The sequence below is a fragment of the Natrinema gelatinilyticum genome, from assembly GCF_024266705.1.
Classification (GTDB): Archaea; Halobacteriota; Halobacteria; order Halobacteriales; family Natrialbaceae; genus Natrinema; species Natrinema gelatinilyticum.
On the sequence record NZ_CP100758.1, the window covers coordinates 90,123 to 103,528 of the forward strand.

Consider the following 13,406-nt stretch of genomic DNA (forward strand, 5'->3'; position numbering starts at 1 on the left):
AGTGCAAGTACGAGTGCGCGTACCGTCGTCCGTTGGGGTCGGTCAAGCAACACGGCTGGTAATCAGAACGGTTTCACGCAGTCAGAGAAGCCAAAGCCCATCTGACTTCCGACTTTGTCGATGAGTTCGGGTGAGATGAGGGCGAGGACAATGATGCCGAATCCGATGCCCGACATCACCAGGCTCTCTTTGGCTTTGGTCTTCTTCTCTGGATTACCACCAGCGCGCATGTACGACAGGCCAGCCCGACCAACGTAGAACCCAGTTGCGGGGAGTCCAAGCCCAGCAACGGCACCGAAGACGATGCCAATCCCCGTCTCGACACCGGTTCCACAGTAGACGTCACCCACGCTCGACTGGGCAGCTACTGATCCAGAAACGAGACCGAGGAACGACACCCACATGGCAAGTGTGGTTGCCACCGGTACGACTCGTCTCCATGCTTGTCGGGCTCTAGTCAGCAAATCATGGTGTTCCGGCGATGATTCTGTCGACTTACGTGATGTATCTGTGTGCATTGGTGCAGATATCTGTCCACGATGATTCGAACAACTGCTCAAAGGCTACACTCACAGTAGTCGCTCCGATCCAGTCATTGAACTCCATTCCAAGACAACGAAAAGCAGTCTCGGCGGAGGGCGGCTGTTCGGCCAGTGCATCTTGTAATCTAACGGAGGACGCTATTGGACCGATTTGCGAGAGGCATGATACTGTGTTAATCAGAGGGGTGGTAGTGTCCATATTGAAGGTAACTTCCATTTATTGTTTTATACATTCATTATCATAGAATAGTTATTGCCAGCCCCATATAAAATTTCCTATGGGCCTTACTAATGGTGTTTATTTAAGCCCACAAGCGTTACTGGAAATTCTAGAACCAAAAACGTATGCCAGAAGTGATAGTTGAACCTTCTAAACGAAAAGCAGCGAGAGTTCCCCGTCCCACCGTGGGCGGGGGTGAAGCGCGTAAGCTTCTTGGTGGTTTGCTCCGCGTTTTCGTATGGAACCCACTGTTAACAACCTCGCAAAACCCGCGCACCCACCTCGGGGTAAGACGCGGTGCGCCGGGCCTGTGTCGCGCCCTCGTGAAGTGGCGGACGCCCACGGACACACCCGCCACGGCGGCAACAGACGCCCTCTGTTGCGGTGGCAGACGCGGTGTATTCGGGTATTACTGGTTCCACGCGAGTCCCCGTGGGGACGAGCGCGGGCGAAATTACAGTCGCTCCCGGTCGTTCCGCTGGCCTCGTGCCAGAGACCACGGCGAAGCCACGGGCCACCGCGCCCGTGGTACTTCACATACGAGATACGTAGCGTTCGAGTGGCCGGCCCAGTCGGTCTCGATTACCTGCACCTGCTTGACCTCGGGAAGGTCATCGCCAAGATTCTCGAACAGCCGGAGACCCTCTCCGAAAAAGATCGGAACGAGGGCGAGATGGAACTCGTCGAACAGTCCGGCCCGAAGGCATTGCTGGGTGACGTCCGCGCTGCCGACCACCATAACGTTCTGCTCACCTGCCGCCGATTTTGCCTCCTCCATGGCCCGCTCAAGCCCGTCGGTGACGAACTCGACCGTCAATCCGCCTTCCGACTGTCCTTTGGGCGTCTCCTCGAGCGGGTGATGGGTCAGAACGAAGATCGGCACCTGATACTCGTATCCGGTCAGATCACCCTCGGCCATTTCGTAGGCACTTCGTCCCATAACGACCGCACCGGTTGAGTCGATCGACTCCTGAAGGCCCTCGTTGTCTTCGAACGCGATGAGATCAGGATACAACGGGCTCGCATCGCCGTGCCGGTCGGCGACGAATCCGTCCAGCGACATCGTTATCCCAGTAATTACGGTCATCTGGATCACTCAGTGTACGACGCAAAATAGCATAGGGATTGCCGACAGGGTCTCGAATACCCGGCGATCACACGCAGGAAGCCGGAGCGGTTCAGCTGACGGTGAGCGACCGAATCCCCACTGGAACCTGTCCTGCATCGGTCCACGTCCCATCCGATTCGCGGCTGATGAGGCGGCCGTCGTTCGTGCCGGCCAGTACAGTCCCGTCGACGGACGTCCACGCGAGGACGACTTCCTGCGACTCTCCGGGATACGAGACCGCCTCGAACGTCTCGCCGGTGTCCGTCGACTCGACCAGTATCCCGTCCGCACCGTTCTCCCCACTCCACGTCCCCGGCGAGCTTCGGGCAGCTGCTGCATAGAGCCGGCCATCGAGCGCGAAAGCCTCTCGGAAGTACCGATGATCGAGTACCGTATCGAGGCGCGTCCAGGACTGTCCCACATCGCGTGTTCGGTAGAGCCCATCGCCGGTCGACACGACGTACTCGTCGGAACCGAGGATGAGCACGTGGTGAACGTCGTCGTCGACGTCCTCACGGCGCTCGGTCCAAGTTTCGCCTCGATCCTCGCTGACGTGGACGCCACCGACTTCGACGCCGGCGGTCACGCGGTCGGGCGTCTCCGGATGCACGCCGAGACTCCGGACGTGGGCCTCGTTGCGGTGGCGCGGCGTATGCCACTGGTCACGCGACGGAAGGTCCTGAAAACCCTCGAGTTCGTCCCACGTCTCGCCGTCGTCGGTCGACACGTAGAGATGCGCCGGATGGGTCCCCGTGTAGAGGCGCTCACCATCTGAACTCGCAACTACCGAGTAGACTTCTTCTCGGGGGACGCCGAGGTCTTCCCACGTTTGCCCCTCATCTACCGACCGGTACAGCCCCGACTTTGTCGCGGCGAAGACGCCGTCGACAGCGGGAAACGTGCGGACGCGAGGCGTATCACCGCTGTCGAGCACTTGCTTAGCGTCCTCGACGGGGACAGCGTCGGTGCGGTAAACGCCGTCTCGAGTGCCGATGAAAATGGCCATGGCGGGGATTCGTTCGCCTCCTGATTAACTTCCGGGTGCCCACCATGGATAGCTGTCGTCACTCGAACGCGAACCGACCACATCGAAGTCAATTAACCAACAAGGATCACTCATTCTGGCTAGTGTTGGTTAAGTTTAGCCGCTCTTATGTAGAGCTGGGGAATGCCCCACGGTTACACTGTGATGGCTGATCTCAAGAGAATATGTCTCAGCCAGCATTCGGGAAGATGCTGCAACAGCTCGTTGATCTTGGAGTGATTGAACTGCAGACGAAGCCGCTCGATGATCAAATCGAGCGGCGACTCAAGAAATTCTGGGAGCAGGCTCCGTGTCCAGAATGCGGTGATCCAAGCATCCAAACGTGGCCGTCATCGAATCGTGTTATCTGCCGAAGCTGCGGGTTCAAGCCGGTTTGCACCTACGGAACACCGTTTCACGAGAAGCACCTCTCCAGTGGTGAGGTGCTTCTCGCATTCATCCTCTATGCCGACACGCTGTTGAGTATCTCGAAAATTGCGACACTGCTCGATCGAGCGTACAAGACCGTCTACTACTCGCCATTCGAGAGGTCGAAGCCGCGGTTCAGCGAGGCTTCCCGGTCGTCTGGAACCAGTTCCAGCAGGAAATCGACGGACCGGTACAAATCGATGAATCCAGCAGCGTCTGTTCAGGATACAAAGGCCAAGACCCGCCGCGGGACAGCCGTCACCGCGGCGGGTCGTCTCGATCAGGACGCTCGCGCTGGCGTGGACGACACGGCGACCAGATAACGCTCGTCGCGGCGTGCCGCGACGTGCTACGGGTTGTTCACGGCCAGCTTGGCATCAGTTACGAAACAGACCTTGATCCAGTAATACAGGAGGCTGAAGACCTCTCCCAGCCGCTGGGAGAGGTCTGGACTGATGGTCTCCAAGCGTATCGGCGGATGGAGTACACTCACCAGATCGTTGTGCACGACGAGACGTACGTCTCGCCTGACGGTGTCCATATTAACCAGGTTGAGTGCCTCTTTTCACTCATCAAACCGTGGCTACGGAAGTTCCGCGGCCTGTCCAAGCACGGCTTGGAGCAGGCCGCTCACACATTTGGAATCATCCGTTCATTGAATCTCGCTGGCGCATCCCTCGTAAGCGTCATCGACTGCCTTGCTATGGGGGCATTCCCCAGCTCTACATAAGAGCGAGTTTAGCCAAGCCAGCAAACGGCTGTTCCTATAGCTGGTCTCAATCTCGGTGACCCAGACCCGCAAGAACCCATCTCTCGCTCGATCCTATCGTTGACTGCGATCCCAGATTCAGAGGAGCGCGCTTCCGACCACGAATACGTAGCCTATACCCACGGCGACAATCCCCTAGAAGAGAAGCTGATTGACCTGCATATAGGGTACTGGGAGATTGTAACCTACAGCGATCGTGAAGACCGGCACGAGGAGACTCCCGACCGTGGTGGCGGCGACCGCGACGACTCAATATAGGACATAGGTTCGGCCGAAGAATTCCGAAATCGTGAGTTCGTTCTTGACTGGCTCAACTTCGACATCTGGTGGAATCGGCCAACTGGATTCTTGGACAGGCTCTCTATTGCGGTTCTATAGAGATTAGAAGTAATTACTCACTTATGGTACAGTGATCTGATCAACAGCCGTATCACTCGCTGTCATGAAGTCGTCGAGTGACTCAAAGAAGAAGAAGGTGCTGAGTACCGCTTGGAGTTGTCTCCAGTTCTCTTCAACCGGATTTCGCTCTGACGAGTACGCCGGCAACGTCACGAAAGTAAGGTCGTTACGGGCCGCCAGGTCCATGACGGCCAACGCCTGGAAAGACAGTGTTCTATCCAGCACGATGGTCTGATCATATTCGAATTCTTTGAATAATGTGAGAAATAAATGTTTTGCGAAGGTGACGGAAACGTACTCTTCGAATCGAGAGAAAAAGCGATCGCCACCTTCGATGACCGCGCCTAATAGGACTGTCCAATCGCGTTGGCCGGATAATACGATAGACGGCCGCATGCCGCGGCATGCCAAGTGCTGGGCAAGCGCGGCGTGAACGCCAGCGCGTTAAACCCAACTTCTCCGGGTGATTCGTAGACAGCTTCTTCGAACTCGTATTGCTCTTTTTCTGAGAGCTTTCGCTTTCTTCTAGATCGATAAGCATCAGTAACAGCCTGCTCAAGCGACTCGGCACTGACGAGTCGCGTAACCCAGCTATAGATCGTGCGTCGCTGCACATCATACCACTCGTCGAGTTCAGTCGCGTGACGCTGTTCTTGACGCTAATGCTGCTAGTAGTCGTTGTGTCGGCTTCTTTCCCTCCATGTTGTCAAGGAGCATCTTGCAATTCCTTGGCAGAGATCTCGTCGAGATGATTCACTGTGATCAGCAACACTTTTCGAGTGGAAAATTCTAACTGATACTATACCAAGTCCGCATACTCTACCCTCCAGCATTTCCGAAGCAATCACCAGCGAGATCGGCTGAATCATGTGATTATCGAGAGTTCAGGAGCATCGGAAGGTGTGGATCCGCCATACGATCCAATCCTCCACCATTTCCGAAGCTTTTGTTGACAGCTGGTTTCGTGAACCCTCACTCCACTGTTTCCGGAGCTATCCGCGAGCAATGGAAGGGGATTACGAGAGACGGCATAGATTACCGAGAAAACACCTTTTTTACTCGTCTTCTTACCAGACACATCAAACACATTTTTTCTAGAACGTTGTTTCAGCTCCAGTACGGTTTTTGTTTTAATGTCATTGTCTTAGTTCTTTGGTTTAGAATAGGTCCTTCTCAGAGATGAGAGCTAGGCGTGTTATCCATAGCTTCGGAAACGATGGAGTGGGAGGGTCGTATAAAGAAACGGAGCTACGGAACCGGTGGTATGGGTGTTCTATATATGTATCCGAGCTTCGGACGCTAAGGAAGCGGTGGTTTTATTATATCGTGATATGTGGTGGCCTAACATGGGGATGTTCCAACGAGCTTGTCAAGTGTTCGCCGACGCCGAACCCCTTGACGACTCATATGAGCCAGAGGATATCCGTGAACGGGACAAGGAACTCAAGAAATACCAGCGAGCCCTCCAACCGATTATCGATAACCGCCCAACATCGAACATCTTTCTGTACGGGAAGACGGGTACGGGAAAAACTGTCGCGACGAAGTTTATGCTGTCACAATTGGCGAAGCACGCTGTTGAATACGACGACATCGATCTCTCGACCGCCTGGGTCAGCTGTGAGAATCTCTCTTCGTCTTACCAGGTCGCCGTCGCCCTCGTCAACGAATTCCGTGAAAGTCAGGATAAAGACCGCATCAGTACCACCGGCTACTCCCAGCAACGAGTGTTTGAACTCCTCTATGAAGAACTCGACACGCTCGGTGGCACCGTTGTAATCGTCCTCGACGAAATAGACAACATTGCCAACTCCGATGATATCCTGTACGGGCTTCCTCGAGCACGGTCGAACGGCTACATCGACGATGTCCGTCCAGTAATCGTTGGGATCAGCAACGACTTCCAGTTTCGCGACAATCTTTCGCCAAAGGTCAAGGATACGCTCGCCGAAAAAGAGATTCTTTTCCCGCCATACGACGCAAATCAGCTGCGTTCGATTCTCGAACCACGCGCCGAGAAAGCGTTTCACAACGGCGTCCTCAACGGAGACGTCGTCCCGCTTTGCGCGGCGTTTGCCGCCCAAGACACGGGATCTGCCCGACAAGCGATCAGGCTGCTCCGTGAAGCCGGCGAACTCGCGCAAGCAGACGATTCCGAAATTGTGACTGAGGATCATGTCCGGGACGCTCAGGACGAACTCGAAAAGAACCAGCTCTACGAAGGGATGCAGGAACTTACGACACAGGGCCATGCAGTGCTCTGTGCGCTGGCATATCACCAGGCGCTCGACGAAGTCCCTCTCCGCTCTCGTGACCTCTATGAACGGTACGTGAAGATCTGCGATCGACTTGACGCTGATAGTGTGAGCGAACGGCGTGTCCGTGATCACCTCTCCGACATGAATATGCTGGGGCTCATCACTGTCTATGAACGGAACGAAGGGCTATCAGCTGGCCGGTATCACGAGTACGAGCTTGACGTCCCGCTGAAAGTAGTTCTGGAAGTCCTTCTCTCGACGACCCGCTTCGAAGAGATCGCAGACATCATCCAGTCGACGGTCAATGACAACCTCTTTCAGTCGGATTCCTCGAATTATTGAATCTCAGTTCGAGTCTTAATGCGGCAACTCCATTACGAGTCCTATCCTCTTTAGGTGCAGTGTTGAACGCAAGACAACGACAGTATCGAAATTGTAACTTTCAATTTCCCACCAGTATATACGCTCTGTCGGCAGATTCTGAGATCAGGCGATTCGATTCAGCTTGCTCCGTTGCAAGGTCATCTAACTGTACTTCCGAGGTTTAACGCCACAGTTTGCGGCGAGCGCCCAGATTCTACAGGTTGAGCTGATTGAGCGAGAGAGAACTGGGAAATCAGCGGTAACTGAGAGTGCCAATCTGAGAACAGATCAGAGATTTGACCTCGCTCACGCGTGTATGTGGACGTGTACCGTCCCAGTCAGAGCACTCGATCCACGCTTCGAGATGCTCCCCTCAATCCGCGAGTCGCCCGACTCGCGGATCACCGGGTTCAACCCAACATAACTGACGACCTCCTTATCACCGTCAAATCGGTCAATCTCGCCCAACTCCGCGTAGATCCTCAACGCTGTATAATAACTTACGCCGGGAATGGTCATCAGCAGCTGGGTCTCCTTTAGAGACCCAGCGCACTCTTCGATCGCCGCCGAACCAGCAGCAGTCAGTGGCCGGTTCGCAGGCCGCATCAGCCTCAGTGTAACTTCAACCCTTGACCTGCTAGGTTAACCTCTCTGAGAGCCTATCTCCAAGAATGGGTGCGAAGAAGCACGTCGTTGATCTCTCTGATGAAGACCGCAAGACACTCGAGTGGTTCATCTCGACCGGTGAACGGAAGGCCGAGGACAATATGCGAGCACGGATTCTCCTGAAAGCAGATGACGGGCTCACTGATTCAAAAATCAGTGAGCACGTCGGTTGTCATTGGAAAACAGCGTATAATACGCGCAAAGCCTACTGTGAGCGAGGGCTCGCGGCGATTCATCGCCGCAAGCCCGACCGTGAGTACGAACGCAAACTCGACGGGAAAGCCGAAGCTCATCTTATCCGCCTGGCCTGTAGCGAACCACCGGAAGGACACTCCCGTTGGACACTGCATCTTCTAGCGGACGAACTCGTGACCTCGACGAGATCGACTTCGAGTCGATCTCTCACGAAACCGTTCGACAGCGTCTAAAAAAAACCCTGAAACCGCATCTCTCGGACTACTGGGCGATTCCGCCTGAACAAGACGCTGACTTCGTCTACTACATGGAGGACGTTCTCGACCTCTACCACGAACCGTACGATGAGAACCGTCCAGTCATTTGTTTCGACGAGTCCAGCAAAGCACTCCGTGGCCACAAGCGCGACCCGCTCCCGGCGAAACCGGGAGCGGTCGCTCGCGTCGATCATCGGTATGAACGCAATGGGAAACAGCGGATTCATCTCGCAACGGAACCGTTGACTGGGTGGGTCAACGTCGAGATTACCGAGCGGAGACGTACTACCGAATGGATTGATCGGATGGTTGAACTCGCGGATGACCACTACACGGATGCGGAGTGCATCCGGGTGGTGGTCGATCAACTCAATACGCACAATCCCGCTGGCTTCTACCAGTTTTTCCCGCCAGACCAAGCCCAAGCGTACCTCGCTCGGTTCAAGTTCCACTACGTCCCCAAAAAAGGAAGTTGGTTGAACATGGCCGAGATAGAGCTGGGCGTCCTCAAACGGCAGTGTCTCGATCGCCGGATCTACCACGCAGCGACCCTCCGCTCGGAGGTCGCTGCGTGGCAGGCTCATCGAAACGCGGTTGACCGACTGATCGACTGGCAGTTCACGACCGACGACGCACGAATCAAGCTACGCCAACTCTACCCGGTTGAAATCGAGGAGAACTAGCAAGAATACGGTTGAAGATACACTCAGCTATCGCAGAAGATGTCTCGCCCGTCTACTGTCAATCGAGAATAGCACTAGACTCTTATCTACCAAATTTTACTTTCTGGGTCACTCAGATTGGCAGTTCAAAATACTATATTGTCAACGGTCTTTTGTTTAGGTGACAAAATTCCTATAAGTAAAAACTACCGCTATGGGGCCTACTGGCCTTCGTCCCATTAATGCCTGCAAAGATTTTTATATAATTCCCCAATATAGTGTAAATATATACATATATGGATATTATTCACTAATCTTCACTCATCTTAGCTTCATGGACGATTTTTCTAGCAAATATGGAATTTGCATCAACTATTTTATCATTAGGCATGTTTTCAATTTTATTAAAGGCAAGTGGTAATTCTGTGCAAGCAAGTACTATTATATCAGAACCTTCTTTGGACAGTAATTTAGCAGCCTGTGCTAATGGCTCTCGATTATCTTTAATATTTCCACTCTTGATGCCATCTTTTCCGTAGATTGATTCATCGACTAAATCTTCGTTCTGGTCTGAGTCGAGACTAATCGGTTCTAAGCCCATTTGTCGGAATTCCTTCTGGTACAAGCTAGCTTGTAAAGTCGGAGTAGGAGCAAGTATGCCAACCTTGCTGACGCCTTCACGCTCTTTAGCATATTGACTAACTGATTCTATCATATTAATTACCGGGATGTCAACTGCACTTTGCGTTTCATTATAATACACATGAGTGAGATTGGAAGCTATTGCAAGAAAATCGGCTCCCATTGATTCCAATTTCTGTGCTGATTCAGCAACATAGGGGCCTGGACTTTCTCCATCCTTTTTGATGGCTTCGTAGCGGCTTGGGATCTTAGGATTATTAAAAATCAGAACTTGTATGTGATCCTGATCTATTTGAGCTGGTGTTTGATTAATAATTTTATCAAAAAGATCGACTGTTGCTTCTGGACCGATACCACCGACTATACCGGGTTTTCTTTCATTCATGATATTTTTCCCTTCCAATCGAAGGTTCACTTCGACTCTAATCATATTATAATCGCTGACAACTAAATAATTTCGGCCCCCTCCAGTTGTCACCTACCAAAATATTATAAATTGAATTATAATATTATATTCCAATAATATATATTTGATCTTTATTTGTTTGATATTTGTCCACTAAACGCGTTGGCATTGTAGTTCCGCTGACCCGGAGCACTGTGACTGCATTATTACCATAGAAATACACTATTAAAAATGGTAGAGAGTGGCAGAATTACTCCGTAATGAGTTGGTCGTATCGCAAAGTCCTCTAGAGTTCAGTAGCAACACAGCTTTGCGCGTTAGCCTCGGCTGTTGAGTGAACGAAGATCCTCTGTTGAATGGCCGAAGGCGTAGGGGTAGGCTCAAAATCAGTGTGTCTAGTTCAGCGAGTCTGAGAAGCGAAGAGGTCGTAGTGAGTGGTAATCATGACACTCGCAGACCTCCCCAGAGAGAGGTTGAACTTGGAGTATGATGAGGTTTGGGAGAATGAACATGGTTACAGAGTCGATTCACATCGAGAACGTCGTCGAATCCTGGAGTCCGCTCTTCCAGTCGATCTTGGTCGCACCGTGAAAGTGCTCGTGGTCGTAGTTACTTGGGTCGATATCGACTTCCAACAACCGGAGCGCAGGATCATCTCGCTGGCACTTGTCGAGCCGGTCGGCCACCCAGTTCACAGAAACAAGTGCATCGGTGGCGTCCTCTGTCATTGTCGGTGAGTTGTATCGAGAGGCGTATTAATTTCGTGTTGTCGGTCATCATTGAGTTCACTCCAGCCAGCGGGTGGCCTCGGTGTCCTCAATGTACTGGTGGAGAAGCGTCGATTCGGCCTGCCGAAGACGATAGGAGAGTGTTGACCGTGGGACGTCGAGGTCGGCAGCAATTTCGTCGAGGGTCGTTTCACGCGGTGGGTCGTAGTATCCCGCTTCGATAGCGGCACGGAGTGCGATTTCCTGTGTGTCAGGAAGCGCGATCGCCGCTGGTGACTCCTGGTGCCAGCTACTCGCGTCGCGAAGATGTCCCATCCGAAACCAGAGGCCGTCGCGGAGTTTCGCACGGAGATTGTCGTAAAAGATACCGATTCGCTCGTCGGATCGCATCAAGATCCGTCACCAGTGGCTCGATTCACGACGACGGGTCTCGGAGATCAACCCTGGCGGGAGATGCTTTCTGGCGAGCGTATGGACGGATTTACACTGCTGGATGTCTTCTAGATATGTGTCGAGGACGAGTTCGTTCGCCGAGCGGACGAGGACGTCGTGATATCGGGTTGCGTCGCATCGCTGTTCGGTCACTGCCTCGCCGCATTGCGTATCGTCAAATCGAATCGTTTCGATGCGATCGAGACCAGCCTCTGGGCCGGCGATTCGCTCGATTCGCCAGAATCGATCTGCAGTGGCGAACCCGTCGATCGAGTACGCGACGAGAGCAGGATAATCGATGAAAACGTCCATGATCAGGTCAGCTCCTTGATCATATTCGATGGCAAATGTAAACTCCCGCATCTACTGCAATCGAATTGTCGTGCGACAAAAAGACTGCTGATAAATTGCTTCTGGGATCAGAACAGTGTGGTGACGACCAGGAGCGTTGTCGTGGCGGTGACCAGCAGACCGATGAGAACGACGAGTACTGGTCTGTAGCCAGTCGAACGGAAATCGTCAAGCTGGATTTCGAGCCCGAGTCCCGCGAACGCAAGTAAAAACGCCCAATCGGAGGCATTCAAGAGTGATGCGATCTGCTGGCTACTGAGTAGGTTGAGGTTCGCGACTATCACCAGCCCCAGGAACCCGAGAATGAACTTTGGGAACGTGTCCCAGAGGAACCGGGTTCTGCTAGAGATACCTTCAGCGGTATCCGTGGTTGACTGGCTGGCATAGTGCAGTGCGTACGCGATGGCAGCGAATCCGATGAGCGAGTTCCGGATGAGCTTCACAACGAGTGCCCACTGGCCGGCCGTGTCCGAGAACGCGAAGCCAGCGGCAGTCACGGGGCCCGTACTGAGCATCGTCAAACCCGCCCAGATACCGAACACCGTACTGGAGAGGTCGAGTGCGTGGCCGATGAGCGGGTAGACGAAGAGCGTCACCGCATCGAACAGGAGCACTGTCGTCGCCGCGTACGCGATGTGGGTCTTGTCGGCGGAGATACTCTCGGCGATAGCGACGACGGCCGAGACGCCACAAATACTCGACCCCGCCGCAAGCAGTGACCCGGTCTCTTCGTGAATCGAGAAGACGAATCGGGCGAGCAGTTCCACCACGAGGACGGTCGTCGCGACGGTGACGACTGCGAGGAGCAGAATTGTCGGTCCGGCCGCGACGACGCGGTCGAGGGCAACGCTCGCACCCATGACGACGATGCCAACCTTGAGCCAAATCTTGTGAGTGCCGACCCCGGCCGTCGCCCAGTCCGGAATTCCGTAGGTGTTGCCGGTGATAAGACCAAGAATGATCGTGATGATGAGGACGTTCGCAGCCGGGATGGCCGATGCGAGAAGACGTGCTGTGACGCCAATCACGAGCAGCAAGAGGAGTCCGGGGAGGAGTGTTCGCTTCATTCTTACCAGGGAATAGGAACACCAAGAGAGACGAAGATAAGCAAAAGGAATCCGAGGCAGACGGCCTGCCAGCCGCTTTCGAGGTCTATCCACCACGTTCGTATCGTTTCAAATTTCAGAGTGGCGTCGAACACTGTGTCCGTCCGTCCGAGTTGGAGAAAGAAATAAATTCCGTTGTCGGACAACAATATTGTCATCAAAACCCTTCATTATCGACGAAGACCAGGGATTCCCAGTGCTTCGAAGCGACATGAAGAGGTCGTTTCGAACAACTCTTGGATAGCACGTTCCAAGAGGAAGATATGCAGCTACACTGAAGGTGTCATAGAAGAGTTCTCACACCGTGATCACGGTACTCCCCGGGTTGTCTCCGCGTTCGTAGTTGGTGATTGCGACGACGAGGTGCAGGCACGATGCGAGGATTGTACCGACGATCGCTTGCTGTCACGGGCCGTCAATGCTCAACTTCGATCCTCACCGGAGACGACTGACATCGTAATGGCTGATGTGCCGCTAATCACGGCTGAGACACTGACAAAACTGTTTGCCGGTAACGATGATGTGGTGTTAGCTCGTGGGATAGGAGGAGGGACGAACGCGCTCGTTTCGCGAACTACCGACTTCACTGTCGACTATCACGGCAACTCCTACCTCGATCATCGGACCGCAGCCGAAGAGACCGGGGCAACGGTGACGGAGATCGATTCGTACCGACTCGGTTTGGACGTCGACGGACCCAACGACCTGGCAGAGTCACTACTTCACGGTGACGGCAGCGCAACTCAATGGCTCCCTGAGAGGGGGTTTCAACTGATATCGAACAACGGTCGATCCAACGTACAGCGGGCCGATACAACAGTCACAGACGAGATACCCCAGTAGTTGTGG

The 13,406-nt window shown here is 53.6% G+C and carries 12 protein-coding genes and 4 pseudogenes; 6 read left to right on the forward strand and 10 right to left on the reverse strand.

Features of this window, described 5'->3' with window-relative positions:
* Nucleotides 1-62: 62 nt before the first annotated feature.
* The 3 genes from NJU76_RS26105 to NJU76_RS26115 all read right to left on the reverse strand — a co-directional run bounded on the left by NJU76_RS26105 (nucleotide 63) and on the right by NJU76_RS26115 (nucleotide 2,876).
* Complete coding sequence (locus NJU76_RS26105; RefSeq protein ID WP_254534079.1) at nucleotides 63-404, reverse strand: pilin; 342 nt, start codon at nucleotides 402-404, stop codon at nucleotides 63-65.
* 812 nt (nucleotides 405-1,216) lie between these two features.
* Nucleotides 1,217-1,849, reverse strand: coding sequence for a dihydrofolate reductase family protein (locus NJU76_RS26110; protein WP_254533963.1), 633 nt, complete (start codon nucleotides 1,847-1,849; stop codon nucleotides 1,217-1,219).
* Nucleotides 1,850-1,940: 91 nt separating this feature from the next.
* Nucleotides 1,941-2,876 carry a WD40/YVTN/BNR-like repeat-containing protein gene (locus tag NJU76_RS26115; RefSeq protein WP_254533964.1) on the reverse strand — a complete coding sequence of 312 codons (936 nt, stop codon included), beginning with the start codon at nucleotides 2,874-2,876 and terminating at the stop codon, nucleotides 1,941-1,943.
* A gap of 203 nt (nucleotides 2,877-3,079) precedes the next feature.
* On the opposite strand from NJU76_RS26115, the pseudogene NJU76_RS26120 reads away from it, so the two are divergent.
* Together NJU76_RS26120 and NJU76_RS26125 are read left to right on the forward strand one after the other, a co-directional pair.
* A pseudogene (locus NJU76_RS26120) lies at nucleotides 3,080-4,053 on the forward strand (IS1595 family transposase).
* A gap of 99 nt (nucleotides 4,054-4,152) precedes the next feature.
* A complete protein-coding gene (locus tag NJU76_RS26125; RefSeq protein WP_254533965.1) occupies nucleotides 4,153-4,350 on the forward strand; it encodes a hypothetical protein in 198 nt (65 codons plus the stop codon).
* 141 nt (nucleotides 4,351-4,491) lie between these two features.
* Here NJU76_RS26125 and NJU76_RS26130 read toward each other — a convergent pair.
* A pseudogene (locus tag NJU76_RS26130) lies at nucleotides 4,492-5,248 on the reverse strand (transposase).
* A gap of 589 nt (nucleotides 5,249-5,837) precedes the next feature.
* Between NJU76_RS26130 and NJU76_RS26135 the strand changes: the two are divergent.
* On the forward strand, nucleotides 5,838-7,091 hold the full coding sequence (locus NJU76_RS26135; protein ID WP_254533966.1) for an orc1/cdc6 family replication initiation protein: 1,254 nt from the start codon (nucleotides 5,838-5,840) through the stop codon (nucleotides 7,089-7,091).
* A 369-nt stretch (nucleotides 7,092-7,460) separates the two neighbouring features.
* On the opposite strand, the pseudogene NJU76_RS26140 reads toward NJU76_RS26135, so the two are convergent.
* Nucleotides 7,461-7,679: pseudogene (locus NJU76_RS26140) on the reverse strand (transposase); the annotation flags it as partial.
* Nucleotides 7,680-7,783: 104 nt separating this feature from the next.
* Between NJU76_RS26140 and NJU76_RS26145 the strand changes: the two are divergent.
* Both NJU76_RS26145 and NJU76_RS26150 read left to right on the forward strand, forming a co-directional pair.
* A complete protein-coding gene (locus NJU76_RS26145; RefSeq protein WP_254533967.1) occupies nucleotides 7,784-8,206 on the forward strand; it encodes a helix-turn-helix domain-containing protein in 423 nt (140 codons plus the stop codon).
* The gene (locus NJU76_RS26150) at nucleotides 8,116-8,913 is read left to right on the forward strand and encodes an IS630 family transposase (protein WP_254533968.1); all 798 of its coding nucleotides are present in this window, start codon (nucleotides 8,116-8,118) and stop codon (nucleotides 8,911-8,913) included. The genes NJU76_RS26145 and NJU76_RS26150 overlap by 91 nt, the downstream gene beginning before the upstream one ends.
* 289 nt (nucleotides 8,914-9,202) lie before the next feature.
* On the opposite strand, the gene cuyB is transcribed toward NJU76_RS26150, so the two are convergent.
* The 5 genes and pseudogenes from cuyB to NJU76_RS26170 all read right to left on the reverse strand — a co-directional run bounded on the left by cuyB (nucleotide 9,203) and on the right by NJU76_RS26170 (nucleotide 12,518).
* Nucleotides 9,203-10,012, reverse strand: coding sequence for a cysteate racemase (cuyB, locus tag NJU76_RS26155; protein ID WP_254533969.1), 810 nt, complete (start codon nucleotides 10,010-10,012; stop codon nucleotides 9,203-9,205).
* Between the two features lie 455 nt (nucleotides 10,013-10,467).
* Complete coding sequence (locus NJU76_RS26160) at nucleotides 10,468-10,668, reverse strand: rhodanese-like domain-containing protein (protein WP_254533970.1); 201 nt, start codon at nucleotides 10,666-10,668, stop codon at nucleotides 10,468-10,470.
* Nucleotides 10,669-10,725: 57 nt separating this feature from the next.
* Nucleotides 10,726-10,983, reverse strand: a complete 258-nt coding sequence (locus NJU76_RS26820) for a helix-turn-helix domain-containing protein (RefSeq protein ID WP_425604352.1) — start codon at nucleotides 10,981-10,983, stop codon at nucleotides 10,726-10,728.
* Nucleotides 10,966-11,463, reverse strand: a pseudogene (locus tag NJU76_RS26825) (helix-turn-helix domain-containing protein); the annotation flags it as partial. The pseudogene NJU76_RS26825 and the gene NJU76_RS26820, both read right to left, overlap by 18 nt.
* 56 nt (nucleotides 11,464-11,519) lie before the next feature.
* Complete coding sequence (locus tag NJU76_RS26170; protein WP_254533971.1) at nucleotides 11,520-12,518, reverse strand: YeiH family protein; 999 nt, start codon at nucleotides 12,516-12,518, stop codon at nucleotides 11,520-11,522.
* A 402-nt stretch (nucleotides 12,519-12,920) separates the two neighbouring features.
* On the opposite strand from NJU76_RS26170, the gene NJU76_RS26175 reads away from it, so the two are divergent.
* A complete protein-coding gene (locus NJU76_RS26175; protein WP_254534080.1) occupies nucleotides 12,921-13,400 on the forward strand; it encodes a glycosyltransferase family protein in 480 nt (159 codons plus the stop codon).
* Nucleotides 13,401-13,406 lie beyond the last annotated feature (6 nt).